The organism is uncultured Polaribacter sp. (assembly GCF_947503875.1).
Taxonomy (GTDB): Bacteria; Bacteroidota; Bacteroidia; order Flavobacteriales; family Flavobacteriaceae; genus Polaribacter.
The window spans coordinates 364,233-384,332 of sequence record NZ_CANNFH010000005.1 but is presented as its reverse complement, the minus strand read 5'-3'; the positions used below and the strand labels follow the sequence as shown (position 1 = coordinate 384,332).

Sequence of the window (20,100 nt, the reverse complement as noted above, 5' to 3'; positions counted from 1 at the left end):
TTGTAAATTGTCTCCCATGAAAAGTTTTGTAAGTAAAAGTGTTTCAAACAGAGAGTTGCCTTTACATCTTAATATATCTTTTAATAAAGTTTATAATCTTTTTAAAAAATATGCAAACCCTGTTTTAAAAAATCACCCTTACTACACTGCTGCTAATGAGATGATTAAATTGTTTGAAGATAATCCTGAGTTTAAAGATGGTTTTTCTGATTATACTTTATTAGACAAACATAAAGATAAAATAGATTTAATTTTAGATCCTCTTTTTCCAGAGGCTTTACAATTAAACGAAATTAAAGCAGCTAGTATACCATTTTCTTTTACTTCTTTTCGGTTTTCCCAAAGATTTCAAAATATATTAAATAATGCAGGAGAAGATTATGAGCTTTCGGTTAGAAATTTTGAAGACGAAGGCATGTATATTACAGCATGTACCTTTATTTTAGCCAGAGTTTATGGGTATACTGTAGACATTAAAAGACCTTTTTATTTTGATATTCCAGACCAAAGAACTGGAACCATGAAGTATTACAGAGCTGCTTTTAATGCAGATTTCTCTGAAATTACACCCACAAAAAATGCTCCCAAAATTACAGAAGAAGACTTTAAAAACCTTCTTAATAATTTTGATGATATAAATGCTTGGAAAGAAAAATTCCCGCCAAATAGCTATATTTTTAAAGGCTTTGGTATTATTAATTTATTTGACGTTACTTCCGAAGAAACGCTCTCTGCTATAAAAGCAAATTTACTTGGAGACGGAGATCAATTAATTTCTAAACTACAAAACAACTTAAGAGATTTTTATAGTTTAAAAGACTTAAAACTTGGGTATTCTATTTTTGACAATACCAACCATAAGCTTTGTGAAACTATTGGAAATAGATCCAATAGTATTATTTTAGGTACAGAAGAAAGTATAGATTGTTCCTCAGGCTATTTTTGTAATAGCGTCTTAGAAAAGGTATTTAAACAACAGCAAACCTTTGTAATTGCAGATGTTGAGGCTTATGGGAAAGGTTCGAATTACAATAGCTTTTATAAAAACCTACATAACGCTGGTATTGCCTGTATTATTTTAATTCCAATAAAAGCAAATACAAATAAAGATTTAGCGCTCTTAGAAATTGCTTCTCAAACAGCTTATGATCTTAATTCTGTAAACATAACCAAACTAAAAGATATTATTCCTGTATTTGAAGCTGCTGTAAAACGAACTTCAGAAGAAAGGCAAAATGTTTTAGAAGCTACAATTCAAGAAAACTACACAGCTATACATAATTCTGTAAAATGGCGCTTTTATGAAGCCGCAGAAAAATTTCACGCAGAATCTCAAACCAATGAAAATGCCAATTTAGAGGAAATTGTATTTCATAATGTTTATCCACTTTTTGGGCAAAGTGATATTAAAGGTTCTTCTTTGGCAAGAAATATTGCTATTCAGGAAGATCTAACAACCCAATTAACGTTAGCTATAAGTGTTTTAAAAGACGCCTGTAAAACAGAAAAACTGCCTATATATAACGAATTAATGTTTAGGGTTGCTACCTTTTTAAAAGAGGTTAAAAACGGTTTAAATGCAGGTGATGAAATAACTATTCTTGATTTTTTACAACGCGAAATTTACCCAGTTTTTAAGCATATAAAAAACATCAACAAAAACCTTTCTAAAAAGGTGACTATATACACCCAACGTTTAGATAGCAAATTGCAAGTAGTCTATGAAAAACGTAAAGAATATGAGCAAAGTGTTACTATAATTAATGAAAAACTAGCAAAATATATAGATACCAAACAAAAAGAGGCGCAAGAAATGTATCCTCATTACTTTGAGCGTTACAAAACAGATGGGGTAGAGTTTAATATATATATAGGCCAATCTATTGCTAATAAAAAACCTTTTGACGAGCTATATTTATATAACTTAAGATTGTGGCAGCTGCAAACTATCTGTGAAATGGAAAATATTGCATTTTCTTTAAAAGATAGTTTAAAACATCCTTTAAGAATTGCCTCTTTAATATTGGTACAAAGCAATCCTATGGCAATTAAATTTAGGATGGATGAAAAACAATTTGATGTGGATGGTGCTTACAATATTCGTTATGAAATAATAAAGAAACGAATTGATAAGGCCAACGTTAAAGGCACAACAGAAAGAGTTACACAACCCGGTAAAATTGCTATCATTTATTCGCAAGATAAAGATGCTTTAGAGTATATAAAGTACATTAATTTTTTACAATCTAAAAAACAACTCGGTAAAATTGAATTCTTAGAATTAGAGGATTTACAAGGTGTTGCTGGTTTAAAGGCATTACGTGTAACTGTAATTTATCAGAAAGACTTTGACGAAAAAAAGGCAATTACCTTAAACGATTTAATACAAGAAATTGAAGCTTAAATTGGTAAACCTTGCGATTTAAATGAAACACCAAAAGCAATTACACTAGCAATTATACCAATCATAAAAACAGCATAGGTAATTCTTAAAATTTTATATTTTCTATTTAATACCAAGCCTAAAAAATACAAATCTTTGGTAAGCGAACCGTACAAATAGTCTTTGTCAGTCATCATTTCTGAAATACCCCATTCAAAATCTTTCAGTTGCATTTGATGAAAATTACCAAAAAATAACAAATTTACTTTTTTATTAGCTACGTCTTCTTTAGAAAACTTCCCTTGGGTTACATTTGGCCTGGTAGCAATTATAGATAAAATAATAGAAGTTACCGTAAAAAATATAAAAATCATGGTAGGTATAAGTAAATGAGAGTTTGACGGATTATCTAATTTTGGCAATAAACTAGACAGTGCCAAAGAAACAATAATTGCATTTACAGAGAGTAAAATATTGGCTTTGGTATCTGCAATATTACTTAAAGTCATGTGGTTTTTAAGCGCCACTCTAAACATAGTTTCCACACCTCTTTCTGGCACAGAACTTTTATTTTTCTTTAAATCTAAGGCTACCTTTTTCTGTTTTAATTTTTTACTTTCCTTTTTTAAATTCTTTTTAGCTTTTAATAATCTTGCTAAATTTTTCTCTTTTCCTTTACTCCAATTTTTTAAAGCAAAATCTGTGTAATAACGATGCTTATTGGTTAGAAAAGACAAATTCATAGCCAACCATTCAGCGTTTGTATATTTTTTACCCTCAGAAAGATCCCATTCTTCTCTTAAAAGCGAAGCCAAATTTATGTATTGCTTTTTTGCCAAATGCGCTGCATCTGCATCTTTAATAATTTCTTCTAAACTATTTTTAGGCAAAACATTTAGCTTGGTAGCCAAAATCAGGTCTGCTACAACCTTAATGCGTACTTCACTAAAATTTTTATTCTTTAAAAAAACTGTTGCAATTTTCACACTTTCCTCTTCATGATTATCACAACTAACAGTGTAACCCACATCATGAAACCAAGCTGCAATTTCTAAATTTTCTTTAGTTTCTTCTGATAACTCCATACTTGCAGCAATCTCTAAAGTATGCTCCACTACTCTTTGCGTATGCGCCAAATTATGGTATAAATACTTGGCGTGTAATTGCTCACTTAAAAGTGATAAAACATATAATTCTACTTCTTTAGCTACTGTGCTCATTGGGTAAATTTTAACAAAAATAAACAATTAAAACGGTTTACTTTATTTTCATATTTGTCGTAAATTTAGGTATTGATTTCAAAAAGAATGTAAAAAACTAATTTTGAAAGCATTTAAAGCGTTTTTCGTCTAAAAAAGACAACATCAAGATAAAACCATACTATGATTACTTGGAAAGAAGTTATACATTTTGCGAGTAAGGGAAATCCTACTCCAGACAAAATAATAGAAAAATCAGAAACAGATTGGAAAGCATTATTAACGCCAGAACAATTTAGAATTACTAGGCTTAAAGGCACAGAAAGACCACATTCTGGAGAACTCTGTTCTATTTATGATGAAGGGCAATACAATTGTGTTTGTTGCAATACTCCTCTATTTGATTCTACCATAAAATTCGATTCTAGTTCTGGTTGGCCAAGTTTTACCCAACCTATTAAAGAAAATGCAATAAAATATCACAAAGACATTTCTTTTGGTATGGTAAGAGTAGAAGTTTTATGCAATACTTGCGATGCTCATTTAGGACATGTTTTTCCTGATGGACCAGAACCAAGTGGCTTACGCTATTGTATAAACTCTGAATCGATGATTTTAAATAAAAAATAACTAAAAAAACTTCTTTCAAAGAAGATTATAATAATGAATAAAAATATACAAATTGCAACAGTTGGCGGAGGATGTTTCTGGTGCACAGAAGCAGTCTTTCAAGAGGTAAAAGGCGTAGAAAAAGTAGTTTCTGGTTACGCAGGGGGCAATGTTCCTGGTAAACCAACTTACAGAGAAATTTGCTCAGGTTTAACAGGGCATGCAGAAGTAATACAAATTACTTTTGATGCAAATATTATTTCTTTTGAAGACATTTTAGTCATTTTTATGACTACGCATAACCCAACTACTTTAAACAGACAAGGTGCAGACAGAGGTACACAATACCGTTCTGTAATTTTTTATCATAATGAAACACAGAAATTGATTTCAGAAGAAGTTTTAAAACAATTACAACCTCATTTTTCTGATGCTATTGTAACAGAACTTAGTGAATTACCAACATTTTACGAGGCAGAAGCAGCACATCAAAATTATTATAGAGAAAACACGCAGCAAGGCTATTGCTCTTTTGTAATTGAACCTAAATTAGCTAAATTAAGGCAATTGCATGCAGATAAATTAGTAGAAATTTAGTTAACTTTGTTATTATGAAGACAATAACCATAAATATTAACGAACGTACAAAAGCAGGCAAAGTTTTTTTAGCCATGTTAGACACCTTTTTATCTGGTAAAAAAGGGGTAGAAATTGTGGAAATTGAAAAATCAAAAGAAGAAATTATTGAAGAACTTTCAAAATCAGCTAAAAGAAACATCACTAAAAAATATTTAAAAGAATATTTATAGATGATTGTAATCACAGACACAAACATCATTTTTAGTGCACTAATAAGTCCAAATAGAAAAGTTGCAGAAGTATTAAATGCGAAAAGTAATATCCAATTGTTTGTACCTGATTTTTTATTTGAAGAAATAGACAATCACCTAGATAAAATCATTAAGCATTCCAATAAAAATAAACGCGAAATTTTATTAGAAATAGCTAACTTTAAAAATAGAGTATCAATTATAAACAGAATAGATATTCCTAAAAAAGATGTAAAAAAAGCAATCTCAATAGTCAATGATATTGATATTGATGATTTTTTATTTGTTGCATTACATTTCTATAAAAAACATAAACTCTGGACCTCTGACAAAGCTTTAATTAAAGGTTTGCTTAAAAAAGGTTATGATATTTGTATTACTACAGAAGCACTGCAAAAAAAGTTATACAAGTAAACATGAAACTAAACATTAAAAATACATTTATAGAAAATTTACCTGCTGACAAGAATCTAGAAAATTCTAGAAGACAGGTAGAAAATGCAGTCTATTCTTTTGCAAATCCAAAACAAACACAAGCACCAAAAGTGTTACATGTTTCTGCAGAAATGGCAGAAAAATTAGGAATTTCAATCGAAGAAACAAAGAGCGATTTCTTTAAAAACATTGTTACAGGCAACGAAATATATCCCAACACAAAACCTTTTGCCATGTGTTATGCTGGTCATCAATTTGGCAATTGGGCAGGACAATTAGGAGATGGTAGAGCAATTAATTTGTTTGAAGTTGCCCATCAAAATAAAAATTGGAAAGTACAGCTAAAAGGCGCAGGCGAAACACCTTATTCTAGAACTGCAGACGGTTTAGCTGTTTTACGCTCTTCTATTCGCGAATATTTATGTGCGGAAGCCATGTTTTATTTAGGTGTGCCAACAACACGCTCTTTATCTTTAAGTTTATCTGGTGATGAAGTTTTGCGAGATGTATTGTACAATGGCAATCCTGCTTATGAAAAAGGTGCTATAGTTTCTAGAATTTCACCATCGTTTTTACGTTTTGGCAATTTTGAAATTTTTGCCGCTAGAAACGATCTTAAAAATCTAAAAATCTTAACAGATTATACCATAAATCATCATTTTAAACATTTAGGCGCTCCTTCTAAAACCACATATATATCCTTCTTTAAAGAAGTAACAACTCGTACTTTAGATATGATAATTCATTGGCAACGTGTTGGTTTTGTGCATGGTGTTATGAATACAGATAACATGTCTATTCTTGGTTTAACCATAGATTATGGACCTTATGGTTGGTTAGAAGGTTTCGATTTTGGTTGGACACCAAATACCACAGATCGTCAAAATAAACGTTACAGATATGGCAATCAGCCCAATATTGGGCTTTGGAATTTATACCAACTTGCCAATGCTTTGTATCCTTTAATTGAAGATGCAAAACCTTTAGAAGAAATTTTAGAGCAATATAAAACTGATTTTCAGCAGAAATCTTTTGCAATGATGAAAACGAAACTTGGTTTATTTAAAGATGATGAAAATGATTTAGAACTCATTCAACAATTGGAAGATGATTTACAATTGGTAGAAACAGACATGACGATTTTCTTTAGAAATCTTAGTAATTTTACCAATGCTAAATTAGGTTTAACCCTAATGCAAGATGCGTTTTATGATTTAACTGCTATTTCTAAACCGATAGAAAAACGTTGGAATTCTTGGTTTAAAAAGTATGAAGAAAGATTGTTATTAGAAACGATTTCCAATACTGAAAGAAAACAAAAAATGGATACTGCAAATCCTAAATACGTACTTAGAAATTACATGGCACAATTGGCAATTGATAATGCTGATAAGGGTAATTACGATTTAATTGATACTTTATTTCAACTCTTAAAAAAACCATATGAAGAGCAACCCGAAAATGAAAAATGGTTTGCAAAGAGACCAGAATGGGCAAGAAATAAAGTAGGTTGCTCCATGCTTTCTTGTAGTTCTTAAAAACAATGCTGTCATTTCCACCTTGTGGAAAAATCGCTGAAAATTATAATATCACAATCTAATTAACCATCAATAAGACCACACAGGTTTTTAAAACCTGTGAAGTCTGAAATTAAAAAACACATGAATTTAGGATTAGGAACAGCCGCCTTAGGAAGACCTCAATATATTAATGTACGCTTAGAAAGTTGTGATAATTCTGACTTAGAAATCTTCAGAAAACAAAGTTTTCAAGTTTTAGAAGAAGCTTATAATTTAGGACTACGCTATTTTGATACTGCTCCTGGTTATGGTTTGGCAGAAAAATTGTTGCTAGAATGGTTACAAACAAAAAACGATAGCAATATTGAAATTGCCACTAAATGGGGTTATACGTATACTGCAAACTTTAAAAAAAACGCAAAAATTCACGAGGTAAAAGAACATAGTTTAGCAAAATTAAAAGAGCAATGGCAATTTTCTAAACAATTATTACCACATTTAAAAGTGTATCAAATACACTCTGCTACTCTAGAAACTGGCGTTTTAGAAAATACAGATGTATTAAATTATTTAAGCGATTTAAAAACAAAATTCAACTTAAAAATTGGCTTAACCACAACAGGCACAAATCAAGTAGAAGTTATTAAAAAAGCATTAAAAGTTAAGGTAAAAAACGAATCTTTATTTGATGTTTTTCAGGTAACTTATAATTTTCTAGAGCAAAGTTTATTAAAAATTTCTGATGAATTAATTGCGCAAAATAAAAAGCTCGTAATTAAGGAAGCATTGGCAAATGGTAGAGTTTTACTCAATAAAAATTACCCAAATTACCAAAAAGCATATAATGCATTAGAAAAAATAGCTGCAAAACACAAAGTTGGTGCAGATGCAATTGCACTACAATTTTGCAAGCAAACTATACCAAATAGTGTTGTTTTAAGTGGAGCAAGTTCTAAAACTCAATTGCAACAAAATTTAAAAATGGTTGATATTTTTCTTTCAGAAGAAGAAATTGCGCTGCTCAAGTCTTTTAAAGTTTTACCAGAAAACTATTGGGCAGAAAGAAAAAAACTGCTGTGGAATTAACCAAAATTGCTTTTGGTGGTGGCTGCCATTGGTGTACGGAAGCTGTTTTTGAAAGCTTAAAAGGTGTTTGCGAAGTTAACCAAGGTTGGGTTGCTTCAATAGCAAAAAATAAAACATTCTCAGAGGCTGTAATTGTATCTTTTGACGCTGATAAAATTAACTTAAAAACGTTAATTGAAATTCATTTACTAACCCACAAAAGTACAAGTAATCATTCTATGAGAAAAAAATACAGATCTGCTGTATATTATTTCTCCCACTCGCAAAAACGAGCTAGTGAAAAGATTATAGATCAATTACAAATTACATTTAGCAAAAAAGTTATCACACAAGTATTACCTTTTCATGAGTTTAAACCTTCAGCAGTAGTATTTCAAAATTACTATCAATCTAATCCTAAAAAACCATTTTGTAAAAACTACATCAATCCAAAGCTAAAATTGTTAATAGAAAAATTTGCTTTTCATGTAGATAAAAGTAAAGTTTCACATCTCATTTCGACTATCTAAAAAATCAACTGTATGAAGACAATCAAACTAGACATCAAAAATAAAAAAGGACATAATTTACAAGCATATTTAGAGTTACCTGCAAATGAAAATCCTAGCCATTTTGCCATTTTTGCACACTGTTTTTCGTGCAATAGTAATTTTAATGCCGTAAAAAATATTAGTCGTTCTTTATCTAATCATGGTTTTGGTGTTTTACGTTTCGATTTTACAGGACTTGGTAAAAGTGAAGGTGAATTTGCAGAAAGTCACTTCTCTGCAAATGTAGAAGACCTTATTGCTGTAAATACTTTTTTAAGCGAAAATTATAAAAGTCCGGTTTTATTAGTTGGACATTCTTTAGGCGGTGCAGCTGTAATTGTTGCTGCTGCTAAATTAGAAAACATTAAAGCAGTAGCAACAATTGGTGCACCTGCAACTGTAAATCATGTTACACATTTATTTTCTCACGCAATAGAAGACGTAAAAGAAAAAGGAGAAGTTGAAGTAAAAATTGGTGGTAGACCTTTTAAAATTAATGAAGATTTTGTGAATGATTTTAGCAAAACAGATTTACCAAAAATTACAAAGGACCTAAGAAAACCAATTTTAGTAATGCACGCCCCTTTTGATAATGTTGTGGGAATAGAAAATGCACATGAAATTTATCATAACGCAATGCACCCTAAAAGTTTTATTAGTTTAGATGATGCAGATCATTTATTATCTAACAAAATAGATAGCATTTATGTTGGAAACCTAATTGGAACTTGGGCAGATAAGTATTTTCCTGCAGAAGAAAATAATATACTATCTACAAAGGGCGAACAATTGGTTGCACATTTAAATGTTTTAGAAGATAATTTTACAACCTCTATACAAACCAAAAAACACTCTTTTTTAGCAGATGAACCTGCTAGTATTGGTGGCGATGATTTTGCGCCTTCGCCTTATGACTTTTTAAGCGCTAGTTTAGCTGCTTGTACAGGTATGACTTTAAAAATGTATGCAGCACGTAAAAACTGGGATTTACAAGAGGTTTTTACTTATATTACCTATTCTAGAAAAAACAGTGCTGATTTAGGTATTGCAATTGAAAAACCAACACTTTTCAATCATTTTAGTAAAAAATTAAAGTTAATTGGTAATTTAGACGATGCACAAAGAAAACGTTTAACAGAAATAGCCTCTAAATGCCCTGTTCACAAAACCTTACAAAGTGAAATATTAATTGACACGGAGTTAATTTAATTTTTAATAGTATCATTTTTATGACAAACTAAAATTGTCTATAAAAACTAACAGCTCTACCTACATACAGTAATACATAAAGTTTTATCTTAGTGCCCTTATTGTAGCACATTCTATGATTCACGAACTTAAAGAAATTATCAATCAGGCATTCATCAACCAAAAAAAAGGGTTGAAAAATGTTATGGCTACTGTAGTTTTTTTAGAAGGTTCTTCTTACAGAAAACCAGGAGTAAGAATGCTAATTTCTAAAGATTTAGCTTGCGTAGGCGCTGTTTCTGGCGGTTGTGTAGAAAAAGAAATCATAAAAAGAAGTGCATCTGTTTTTAAAGATAGTAAACCAAAAGTTATTACTTATGATGGCAGGTATAGATTAGGTTGTGAAGGCATATTGTATATCTTAATAGAACCCATAATTATATCTGAACAATTTTTAAGTACTTTTTTAGAGTCAACTGCTAATAGATTACCCATACAAATAGACAGTTATTATGCAAAAGCAGATGAAGTTTTTGGCAACTTTGGCTCTATACTTACTTTTAATAATCAAGAAAAATATGCGCTTTTAGACAATTTCTCCATTAAAAATGAAGAAAACACAGTAAAATTTACTCAAAACTTAAAGCCAAATTTTAAATTAATTATCATTGGTGGTGAGCATGATGCTGTAAAATTATGCAATATAGCCAGTAATTTAGGTTGGCAAATAGAGGTAATAACAGCTGCAAAAGAAAGCAAACAATTAGCCAATTTCCCAGGAGCAACTGCAGTAATTGGTACATCACCAGAAATGGCAAATTTTACTGAAATAGATAGCAATACTGCAATTGTTATTATGAATCACAGTTATGTTTTAGATTTAAAATACTTAGTAAAATTATCGGAATTTAAACCAAAATACATTGGTATTTTAGGCGCTCCAAAAAGAAGAGAGAAACTTTTTAATGAGCTTTTAGAATTTGCACCAGAAACCACAGAAACGTTTTTAGACTGTATTTATACACCTGCTGGTTTGCACATAGGCGCACAAACACCAGAAGAAATAGCAGTTTCAATTATTGCAGAAATTTTGGCTATTATTAGAAAAAAAGAACCTTTTTCCCTGAGAAGAATAACAAATAAAATAAATATTTAAAACATGGTAAATATTGCCATTTTGGTATTGGCTGGCGGACAATCATCTAGAATGAAAAGCCCAAAACAACTGGTTAAAATTGGTAATAATTTTTTGTTAGAAACTGTTTTAAATAAGGCTAAAACCATCAACAGAAACCATGTATATTGTGTTTTAGGTGCAAATGCCTGTTTAATTCGAAGAGAAATTTCATCTGCAAACATTCATTTTATATACAATGCAAATTACCAAGATGGTTTAAGTACAAGCATAGTTTGTGGCGTGAATCACATAAAATCTACGCCCAAAAAATATAGTGGTATTTTAATCCTTTTAGGAGATCAGCCTGCGTTAGAAAAAAAATATCTGTTTCATTTAATTGATTTACATAGCAAAAACCCGTCTAAAATTATAGCTTCAAACTACCCAAATAAAAAAGGTGTGCCCGCAATTTTTCCTGAAAATTATTTTAATCAATTAAGTTTATTAAAAAACGATTTTGGCGCCAAAGAAATTATACAAAATAACAAAGATGTTATTACACCCTTAATAACTACAAATCTTATAGATATTGATACTCCAAAAGATTTACATACGTTTAAAAACTCTATTTTAAATTAGATACTTTTACAACATGAAAATAATACAGAAAACTCTTGTTTTACTTTTGGTCTTGTTATTAGTTTCTGCTTGCGCCACTTTAAAAATGCAAGTAGCAAAAGACCATAAATTTGTAGCAAAACAAGATACCTCTGAAATTTTACATTCCTTTTACTTAATTGGAGATGCAGGCAACTCTAATTTACAAGAAAGAGATACTGCCTTATCTTATTTAGCGGAAGAATTAAAAAAAGCAAAAAAGAACAGCACTTTAGTCTTTTTAGGTGATAATGTGTATGAAAAAGGAATTCCTAAAAAAAGCAAAAAAGAATATAAACTTGCCAAACATCGTTTAAAAGTACAAACAGATTTGGGTAAAAATTTCATAGGAAAAACACTTATAATTCCTGGAAATCATGACTGGTATAGTGGCTTAAAAGGATTAAAAAGACAAGAAAAATTAGTTGAAAAAGCTTTAGGTAAAAACACGTTTCAACCAGAAAATGGTTGCCCTTTAGAAAAAATTGAAATAAATGAGCATATTAATATTATAGTAATAGACTCACATTGGTACATTACCAACTGGAACAAACACCCAGGAATAAATGATGATTGTGCCATAAAAACAAGAGCCAAGTTTTTTGACGAACTAAAAGGAATGCTTAAAAAATCGCAAGGTAAAACTACGCTTGTTGCTTTACATCATCCTATTTTTACAAACGGACCTCATGGAGGTTATTATTCGTTTAAAAGCCACTTAAAACCTATACCAATTTTAGGTACTTTAAAAAATGTTCTTAGAAAAACAGGAGGCACCATTAATACAGACCAACAACACACTAAGTATAACGAATTGCGAAAACTAGTGTTAACACTAGCGCAACAAAATGAAAAAATAATTTTTGTTTCTGGGCATGAACACAGCTTACAATACATTGTTAAAAATAATATTCCGCAAATAGTTAGTGGTTCTGGCTCTAAAAAATCTGCTACAAAAAATGTAAATGGAGGCATATTTTCTTACGGAACAGAAGGCTTTGCTAAACTAGATATATACAAAAATGGAGCTTCAAAAGTACAGTTTTATGCTGCAAAAGATCAAAAAGTAGTTTTTGAAACAAATGTATTTCAAAAAGATAGTTTACCTAAGTTTACAAAGTTTCCTAATGCAAAACTAACTGTAAAAGAAGCTTCTATTTACGAGCCAAAAGAGGCAAATAAAAGTAAAATCTTCGATTTTCTTTGGGGAAAAAGATTTCGCAAATATTATGGTAAAAAAATAATAGCACCTACTGTAAATTTAGATACACTTTATGGTGGCTTAACACCTATAAGAAAAGGAGGTGGTAACCAATCTAAATCTTTACGCTTACTAGACAAATACGGCAGAGAATATGTAATGCGTGCTTTGCGTAAAAATGCTGTGCAATACATACAAGCTGTTGCCTTTAAAAATCAATATATAGCGGAAGAATTTACAGATACATTTACAGAAGACTTGCTTTTAGATATTTATACAGGGTCTCACCCTTATGCACCTTTTACCATAGATAAATTGGCAGAGGCTATAGATGTTTACCACACCAAACCCATACTGTTTTATGTGCCTAAGCAAAAAGGGTTACAAGCATATAATGCAGATTTTGGTAACGAATTGTATATGATTGAAGAACGAACAGCAGATAATCATGGAGATAAAAAAAACTTTGGATTTGCTAATAAAATTATAAGTACAGACGATTTACGAAAAAATTTAGCCAAAGATGAAAAATATCAATTGGATGAGACTGCTTATATTAGAGCACGATTATTTGATATGCTTATTGGAGATTGGGACAGACACCAAGACCAATGGAGATGGGCAGAATTTAAGAATAAAGATAAAATAATATACAAACCTGTACCTAGAGATAGAGATCAAGCATTTTCTGTTTTTTCTGATGGTCCTTTGCTAAATATAATTACAGCAATAATACCAGCTTTAAAAGGAATGCGATCGTATACAGAAGATCTTAAAAAACCAGAAAACTTTAATATTGCAGGCTATTCTCTAGACATGCGTTTTATTAAGGAAGCTGATAAGAAAATTTGGGACGAGCAAGTAAAGCTAATTCAGAATAACATAACAGATCAAGTAATAGAAAGTGCCTTTGCTAAAATTCCTACAGAGATAAATGACAAAACTACCTTAGATATTAAGAGAAAACTAAAAGGTCGAAGAAAAAATCTTCAAAACATTTCAGATAAGTATTTTAAATACCTCAACCAATTTCAGGTAATTACAGGCACCAATAAAGATGATTATTTTGATATTGAACGGTTTTCGGACAACAAAACTAAAATAACAGGCTACAGAATTAAAAATGGTGAAAAAGGCTTAATTTTTCATGAAAGAACATATAGCAGAAACATTACCAAAGAAATTTGGGTTTATGGTTTAGACGATAAAGATGTATTTGTTGTAAATGGAAAAAATGGTAAATCGCCTATTAAAATTAAAATTATTGGTGGTTTAAACAGTGATGTTTACGAAATAAATACACCAAAAAATATTAGAATTTACGATCAAAAAACAAAGAAAAATACATTTCAAACAAAAAAAATCTCAAAAAAATTAACCGATAATTACAATACAAATACTTACAACTACAGAAAATTAAAAAGCAAAACTCATTTAATTGCGCCAGCAATAGGCTACAATCCAGATGATGGTTTAAAATTAGGTATAAAAAACACCTTTATAATTAATAATTTAGAACAAAATCCTTTTAGCCAAAAACATACCATAACTGGTGCTTACTTTTTTGCTACCAATGGTTATGAATTAAAATATAATGGAGAATTTGCCAATGTTATCAAAAATTTCAACCTTGGTTTTAATGCGCAATTTAATAGTCCCAATTATGCTACCAACTTTTTTGGATATGGCAATAACAGTTTTAATCCAGAAGCAGAAAATCTAGAAAACATAGATTTTAATCGTGTTAAAATAGAACAATTAAAACTTGGTTCATTTTTACAATGGAAAGGAGAATTGGGAGCAAGATTTTTAATAGGCGCAAACTTTCAACGTTTTACTATAGAAAATACACCAAACAGATTTTTAGAAGAGCAATTTGGCCCAGAGAACAGCGTTTTTAATACGCAAAACTTTTTTAATGTAGAAACCAGTTATACATACAATCATACAGATAATTTAGCATTTCCTACCTTAGCACTTTCTTTTAAAGCATTGTTAGGCCATACTAGAAATATAGCAATCAACAATAATTTTTCCTATGCAAATACAGCTTTAGGTGTTACACACAAATTAACACCAAATGGCAAATTAGTTTTAGCCACTAAAGTGGATGGTTATTTTACATTTGGAGAAAATTTTGAATTTTATCAAGCGCCTTCAATTGGTGCTAATAATGGATTAAGAGGTTATAGAAATGAGCGTTTTACAGGTAAAAATGCCTTTTACCAAACCACAGATATTAGATATAATCTTAAAGATTTAAAAACAGCTATTATACCTATACATTTGGGTATTTTTGCTGGTTTTGATTATGGCACTGTTTGGGGTACACCAAACATATTAACGGTTTTGCCCTGGGAAAACCAAACTTTTAACACCTCTTATGGTGGTGGTTTTATTTTAAACGCAGCAAATATGTTAACAGGAAATCTAGGTGTGTTTAATAGTGATGATGGTTTACGAATAAACTTTACGCTAGGTTTCGATTTTTAAATATTATGAATACTACAGCAATTATTTTTGGAGCAATTTTTGGCTTTCTTTCTATTATTTTGGGCGCTTTTGGGGCACATTTATTAAAGAAAAAACTAAACGTAGAACAATTACAAAGTTTTGAAACGGGTGTAAAATATCAAATGTATCACGCTATTGTTTTACTCGTTTTAGGTTTTCAACTAAGCAGTAAATTAGCAATAGACAACTATATTATAAATGCGTTTATAATTGGTACTGTTTTATTTTCTTTTTCTATTTATGGACTTGTAATATCTTCTGCAAAAAATAAGAAATTAAGATTTTTAGGACCAATTACGCCTTTAGGTGGTTTAATTTTGGCTTTGGGTTGGTTCTTAATTATTTACAAATACTCATTTTAAAGATTTTACAGCTTTATTTCATACAAGTTGCCTCCAGCTCCATAAGCACGTTCATCTGTAATTAAAACTGTATTATTATCTTTAAATGTTATGCTCTCCTTTTGAGAAACGTGCTCTAAATCTACTACTTTAACTTTTCCCGAAAAGAAATTATCAGCCTTAAAATCTGTAAAAACTAGTATGCTTTTTTGCGATAACAGCACCACTTTTTTACCATCTGTAGAAATATCTGCAGAAGTTATCCAACATTCCATAGCTGCGCAAGATTCAAATTCAGCTACTTTTTCTGCAACAAACTCACCTTTTTGTGCTGGAACTTTATACAATGTAGTTTTACCAAAATTATCTTTAACTCTGCTTTTCGTAAATATGTATAAATAGCTTTTAAAATAAAAAAAAGCTTCTGCATCAAAATATCGTTTTGCTTTTTTAGGCGGAAATTGATTTTGATCAGGATACTCAAATTCAATTTCATCTACCTCAGCATTTTTCTCGTCCAACTCATTTTGTTCTACAATAATTATAGATAAATTTTTTCTACTATTATCATTGTTTCCAAAATCACCAATATAAATAGTGCCATTTTCGTCAGAAGTTAAATCTTCCCAATCATGATTTTTAGCTATAATATTAATTTCTTTTTTAATTTTCCCTCTCTTATTTAAACCATATAACTCTGGTTTATTTCCACTATCATTTATCATCCAAATTAAAGAAGAATTTGGTACAATTTCTATACCTGAAACTTCTTCTAACTTCTTTGGCAAATCTGCAAGCAACCTTAATTGACCAAAATTTTGGCAACCTACAAAAATTGTAAAAACAAAAATAAATAATACGTTTTTCAAAATGATTTTTAATTTGAATAATAAAAGAAAGATAAATAATTATACAATCTTACCAGCTACCACCAGCTCCTCCTCCTCCTCCAAGACCACCGCCAAAACCGCCACCAAAGCCTCCACCGCCAAAACTACCACCTCTAGAAGAAGAACTACCAAAACCGCCACCAAAGCTACCTCCACGTCTACCTGAATTTGTTAAAATAATAGTTTCAAAAATGTCTGCTACAATAGTTTTTTTTCGATAATTTCTTCCACCTCCTCTATTATTTTTATTTCCTCTAGAAATTAAAATAAAGAGTATTATAAAAAAAATAATAAATATGATAATGCTAGGGTCAAAACTATTTTTACTTTTTCGAGTTCCTTTAAACTCACCTTGTAAAGTCCTAAAAATATAATCAGCTCCTTTATTTAAGCCTGCATAGTAATCTCCCTTTTTAAATTCAGGTAATATTACTCTTTCTACAATCCTTTTCGATTGAAAATCAGTTAGCAAATGTTCTACCCCGTAACCTGTATTGATAAAAATTTTCCTATCATTTTTTGCTAAAAGAATTAAAACTCCATTATCTTTTCCTTTTTGTCCAATACCCCACTTAGAAAGCCAGTTTGCTCCTAAAAAACCAATATTTTCTCCTTCAGTAGAAGGAATAACAGCCAATACGATTTGGGTAGATGTAGTATCTGAATATTGAACTAGTTTTCTTTCTAAATTTTGCTTTTCAGTAGCTGATAAAAGTTTAACATAATCGTAAACACTGGTTTGAAATTTTGGTTTCTCTGGTATTTTAAATCCTTGAGAAAATAAAGATAGCGAAAGTAAAAATGTAAGTAAAAAAAGTGTTTGTTTACCCAAACCTAAAAATCGAGCACTAAAAACTGTTTTCATCATCCTTTAGAAATCTCATTAGTAAGTTCATTAGTATCATCTTCTAAGTAAGGAAAATGTTTTTTTAATTCTTCTCCTGCTTTTAAAGTACCCGCCACAATGCCTTCTTTAAAGTTGCCTTGTTTAAAATGAGATTGCATGATGTTTTTTGTAGTATTCCAAAAATTATCTGGCACCACATTATTTATTCCTTTATCACCATAAATTACAAATTTTTTATCGTGAACAGCAACATAAATCAACACACCATTAGCGTGCTTTGTAGCGTCCATTTTTAAAAGATAAAATACTTCTAGTGCTCTTTCATAATGCGCTTTCTCTGCAGATGTTTCTATATGAATTCTTATTTCACCAGAAGTATTTTTCTCTGCAATTTTAATAGCATTTACAATTTCTTGCTCTTCTGCTGGTGTTAAAAATGCTTCTACTTTAGACATTTCTTATTTGAAATTAAAATCTACATCTGGTGCATTTTCTGAACCTGCATCTGATTTAAAACGCGCCATTGCATCAAAATTAAAAACACCTGCAAGTAAAGACCCTGGAAAAATTCTAATATGTTTATTGTAACTATTTACACCGCCATTAAAACGATCTCTTGCAACATTAATTCTGTTTTCTGTACCTTCTAATTGGCTTTGTAATTCTAAGAAATTCTGATTGGCTTTTAACTCTGGATAACGTTCTACAGATACTAATAATCTAGATAATGCGCCACCTAAACCACTTTGTGCTTTTTGAAATTGTGCCATATTCTCTGGTGTTAAATCGCCAGTATTAATTGTAGTAGATGTTGCTTTGGCACGTGCTTCTATTACTTGTGTTAACGTTTCTTTTTCAAAATCTGCAGCGCCTTGTACTGTTTTTACCAAATTACCAATTAAATCGTTTCTACGTTGGTAAGAACTTTCTACATTAGACCATGCTGTTTTTGCATCTTCTTGCAAAACTACAGCTGTGTTATTAAAACCTACTGCCCATTTGTATATTGCAAATACTACTACTAGAATTACAATTACTGGAATTAACTTTTTTTTCATGATTTGTATTTTAAATTTTAGTTGATTTTTTTTGTTGGAAAAATATGTATTGAAATGAATATGTATTTTGAATAAAAAACACAATATTTAGACACAAATTTAGGCTTAAAGTTACAACTGACTTTTAATTTTAATTAATTCGGCTTTTACACCTTCTAATTTTGATATAATTTCATAATTGTGAAAGGTACTTTCAGGATTTTTTTTAAGTTTTTGCTTTGCTCCTTCTAAAGTAAAACCTCTTTCTTTTACTAAATTAAAAATTAGTTTAAAGTTTTTAATATCATCCGCAGTAAACAAACGATTGCCCTTGGCATTTTTCTTAGGTTTTATAATAGCAAACTCTGTTTCCCAAAAACGAATTAATGAAGCATTTACATTAAAAGCTTTGGCAACTTCGCCAATCTTATAATAACGTTTTTCGGGTAAATCTATGTGCATGTTCAGTATTCAGTATTCAGTATTCAGTATTCAGTATTCAGTATTCAGTATTCAGTATTCAGTATTCAGTATTCAGTATTCAAAAATAAAAAGACTTTTGCAAGCTTAGCCTGATTTTGTGAACACTTATTAAAATTGTTATTAGATGTATTATTTTTTAATTGTAATAATTTGTATTTGTCACTTTTAAACAATTCAACAGTTAAACAGTTACACTTTTGCTAGTCAAAAGACTGGCCTTCTTCTTCTGCCGCCTTTTGCATGGCCACAAACTCTTCTGGTGTTAAATCTCCGTAGTAAAAATTTATAGGGTTTAAAGCTCTATCATTTTTATGGACTTCGTAGTGCAAATGAGGTGCAGCAGATAAGCCTGTATTTCCAACATAACCAATTAAATCTCCACGTTTTACGGTTTGTCCTTTTCTTGCTTTCATTTTACTCATGTGAGCATAAATGGTTTTATAACCATAACCATGTTCTATATACACTACATTACCAAAAGTTGCACTTCTTTGCGCTCTAATAACTTTTCCATTTCCTGTGGCAAAAATTGGTGTTCCTGTTGGTGCTGTAAAATCCATTCCTTTATGAAATTTCCTGTATTTTAAAATGGGATGCATTCTAAAACCATAACCAGATGCCATTCTTTTTAAATCTTCGTTTTTTACGGGCTGTATTGCAGGTATAGATGCCAACATTTTCTCTTTTTCTTTTGCCAAAGCAACAATTTCATCTAAAGATTTAGATTGTACTACTAATTGCTTAGACAAAACATCTACACCTTTTGTTAATTGTTTTATCATGGTAGAATTGTCATAACCATCTAAATGCTTGTACCTATTTACACCTCCAAAACCAGCTTTTCTTTGTTCTTCTGGTATAGGATTTGCTTCAAAATACATTCTGTAAATGTTATTATCTCTTTGTTGCAATTTGCCTAGAATAGAAGATGTTTCTTCTATTCTTTTAGAGAGCAACGCGTAATTTAATTTTAAATTCTCGTTTTCTCTTTTTAAAGAGCGTTCACTAGGAGACATTATAAATTGACTAAACACAATAAAACCAATAAATGCAATTAACAAAACTGCAAATGCACCAAAAATAGTTCTCTTATAGTAAGCGCTTTTTTTTACCGCAATTTTTCTGTAAGAAAGCGTATCTGCATCATAATAATATTTTACTTTTGCCATAATTGTAAATGTACTATTTTTGCTATTTTAGAAACAAAATTATTATAAATTTCAATTTTAATAA

Annotated in this window: 20 protein-coding genes; 13 read left to right on the top strand and 7 right to left on the bottom strand. The window is 30.3% G+C overall.

The window, feature by feature from the left end:
* Positions 1 to 16 precede the first annotated feature (16 nt).
* Positions 17 to 2,404 carry a GAF domain-containing protein gene (locus tag Q0684_RS10635; RefSeq protein ID WP_299016403.1) on the top strand — a complete coding sequence of 796 codons (2,388 nt, stop codon included), beginning with the start codon at positions 17 to 19 and terminating at the stop codon, positions 2,402 to 2,404.
* Here Q0684_RS10635 and Q0684_RS10630 read toward each other — a convergent pair.
* Positions 2,401 to 3,603, bottom strand: coding sequence for a Pycsar system effector family protein (locus tag Q0684_RS10630; RefSeq protein ID WP_299016401.1), 1,203 nt, complete (start codon positions 3,601 to 3,603; stop codon positions 2,401 to 2,403). The genes Q0684_RS10635 and Q0684_RS10630 overlap by 4 nt on opposite strands.
* A 162-nt stretch (positions 3,604 to 3,765) precedes the next feature.
* Between Q0684_RS10630 and msrB the strand changes: the two genes are divergently transcribed.
* The 12 genes from msrB to Q0684_RS10570 all read left to right on the top strand — a co-directional run bounded on the left by msrB (position 3,766) and on the right by Q0684_RS10570 (position 15,631).
* The gene (gene msrB / locus Q0684_RS10625) at positions 3,766 to 4,212 is read left to right on the top strand and encodes a peptide-methionine (R)-S-oxide reductase MsrB (RefSeq protein ID WP_299016399.1); all 447 of its coding nucleotides are present in this window, start codon (positions 3,766 to 3,768) and stop codon (positions 4,210 to 4,212) included.
* A 33-nt stretch (positions 4,213 to 4,245) separates the two neighbouring features.
* Complete coding sequence (msrA, locus tag Q0684_RS10620) at positions 4,246 to 4,788, top strand: peptide-methionine (S)-S-oxide reductase MsrA (protein WP_299016396.1); 543 nt, start codon at positions 4,246 to 4,248, stop codon at positions 4,786 to 4,788.
* A 14-nt stretch (positions 4,789 to 4,802) separates the two neighbouring features.
* On the top strand, positions 4,803 to 5,000 hold the full coding sequence (locus Q0684_RS10615) for a hypothetical protein (protein WP_299016393.1): 198 nt from the start codon (positions 4,803 to 4,805) through the stop codon (positions 4,998 to 5,000).
* Positions 5,001 to 5,435, top strand: a complete 435-nt coding sequence (locus Q0684_RS10610) for a PIN domain-containing protein (protein WP_299016391.1) — start codon at positions 5,001 to 5,003, stop codon at positions 5,433 to 5,435.
* Between the two features lie 2 nt (positions 5,436 to 5,437).
* Positions 5,438 to 6,994, top strand: coding sequence for a protein adenylyltransferase SelO (locus Q0684_RS10605; RefSeq protein WP_299016389.1), 1,557 nt, complete (start codon positions 5,438 to 5,440; stop codon positions 6,992 to 6,994).
* A 123-nt stretch (positions 6,995 to 7,117) separates the two neighbouring features.
* Positions 7,118 to 8,062 (top strand): aldo/keto reductase, encoded by a 945-nt coding sequence (locus tag Q0684_RS10600; protein WP_299016388.1) that lies wholly within the window; start codon positions 7,118 to 7,120, stop codon positions 8,060 to 8,062.
* A complete protein-coding gene (locus Q0684_RS10595) occupies positions 8,053 to 8,571 on the top strand; it encodes a peptide-methionine (S)-S-oxide reductase (RefSeq protein ID WP_299016385.1) in 519 nt (172 codons plus the stop codon). Before Q0684_RS10600 ends, Q0684_RS10595 begins: the two co-directional genes overlap by 10 nt.
* 12 nt (positions 8,572 to 8,583) lie before the next feature.
* Entirely contained in the window at positions 8,584 to 9,801 is a 1,218-nt protein-coding gene (locus tag Q0684_RS10590; RefSeq protein ID WP_299016382.1) for a bifunctional alpha/beta hydrolase/OsmC family protein, read from the top strand.
* 115 nt (positions 9,802 to 9,916) lie between these two features.
* Positions 9,917 to 10,936 (top strand): XdhC/CoxI family protein, encoded by a 1,020-nt coding sequence (locus tag Q0684_RS10585; protein WP_299016380.1) that lies wholly within the window; start codon positions 9,917 to 9,919, stop codon positions 10,934 to 10,936.
* Between the two features lie 3 nt (positions 10,937 to 10,939).
* Positions 10,940 to 11,536, top strand: a complete 597-nt coding sequence (locus Q0684_RS10580; protein WP_299016377.1) for a nucleotidyltransferase family protein — start codon at positions 10,940 to 10,942, stop codon at positions 11,534 to 11,536.
* Positions 11,537 to 11,549: 13 nt separating this feature from the next.
* On the top strand, positions 11,550 to 15,248 hold the full coding sequence (locus Q0684_RS10575) for a metallophosphoesterase (RefSeq protein ID WP_299016374.1): 3,699 nt from the start codon (positions 11,550 to 11,552) through the stop codon (positions 15,246 to 15,248).
* Positions 15,249 to 15,253: 5 nt separating this feature from the next.
* Complete coding sequence (locus tag Q0684_RS10570; RefSeq protein WP_299016372.1) at positions 15,254 to 15,631, top strand: DUF423 domain-containing protein; 378 nt, start codon at positions 15,254 to 15,256, stop codon at positions 15,629 to 15,631.
* A gap of 5 nt (positions 15,632 to 15,636) precedes the next feature.
* On the opposite strand, the gene Q0684_RS10565 is transcribed toward Q0684_RS10570, so the two are convergent.
* From Q0684_RS10565 to Q0684_RS10540, 6 genes are all read right to left on the bottom strand, one after another.
* Positions 15,637 to 16,479: a hypothetical protein gene (locus Q0684_RS10565; protein WP_299016369.1), complete on the bottom strand. Its 843-nt coding sequence runs from the start codon at positions 16,477 to 16,479 to the stop codon at positions 15,637 to 15,639.
* A 49-nt stretch (positions 16,480 to 16,528) separates the two neighbouring features.
* Positions 16,529 to 17,368 (bottom strand): TPM domain-containing protein, encoded by an 840-nt coding sequence (locus Q0684_RS10560; RefSeq protein WP_299016366.1) that lies wholly within the window; start codon positions 17,366 to 17,368, stop codon positions 16,529 to 16,531.
* Positions 17,365 to 17,802 (bottom strand): TPM domain-containing protein, encoded by a 438-nt coding sequence (locus Q0684_RS10555; RefSeq protein ID WP_299016363.1) that lies wholly within the window; start codon positions 17,800 to 17,802, stop codon positions 17,365 to 17,367. The genes Q0684_RS10560 and Q0684_RS10555 overlap by 4 nt, the downstream gene beginning before the upstream one ends.
* A 3-nt stretch (positions 17,803 to 17,805) precedes the next feature.
* The gene (locus Q0684_RS10550; RefSeq protein WP_299016360.1) at positions 17,806 to 18,405 is read right to left on the bottom strand and encodes a LemA family protein; all 600 of its coding nucleotides are present in this window, start codon (positions 18,403 to 18,405) and stop codon (positions 17,806 to 17,808) included.
* A gap of 111 nt (positions 18,406 to 18,516) precedes the next feature.
* Positions 18,517 to 18,846, bottom strand: a complete 330-nt coding sequence (locus Q0684_RS10545; RefSeq protein ID WP_299016357.1) for a MerR family transcriptional regulator — start codon at positions 18,844 to 18,846, stop codon at positions 18,517 to 18,519.
* Between the two features lie 221 nt (positions 18,847 to 19,067).
* Positions 19,068 to 20,036 (bottom strand): M23 family metallopeptidase, encoded by a 969-nt coding sequence (locus tag Q0684_RS10540; protein WP_299016354.1) that lies wholly within the window; start codon positions 20,034 to 20,036, stop codon positions 19,068 to 19,070.
* Positions 20,037 to 20,100 lie beyond the last annotated feature (64 nt).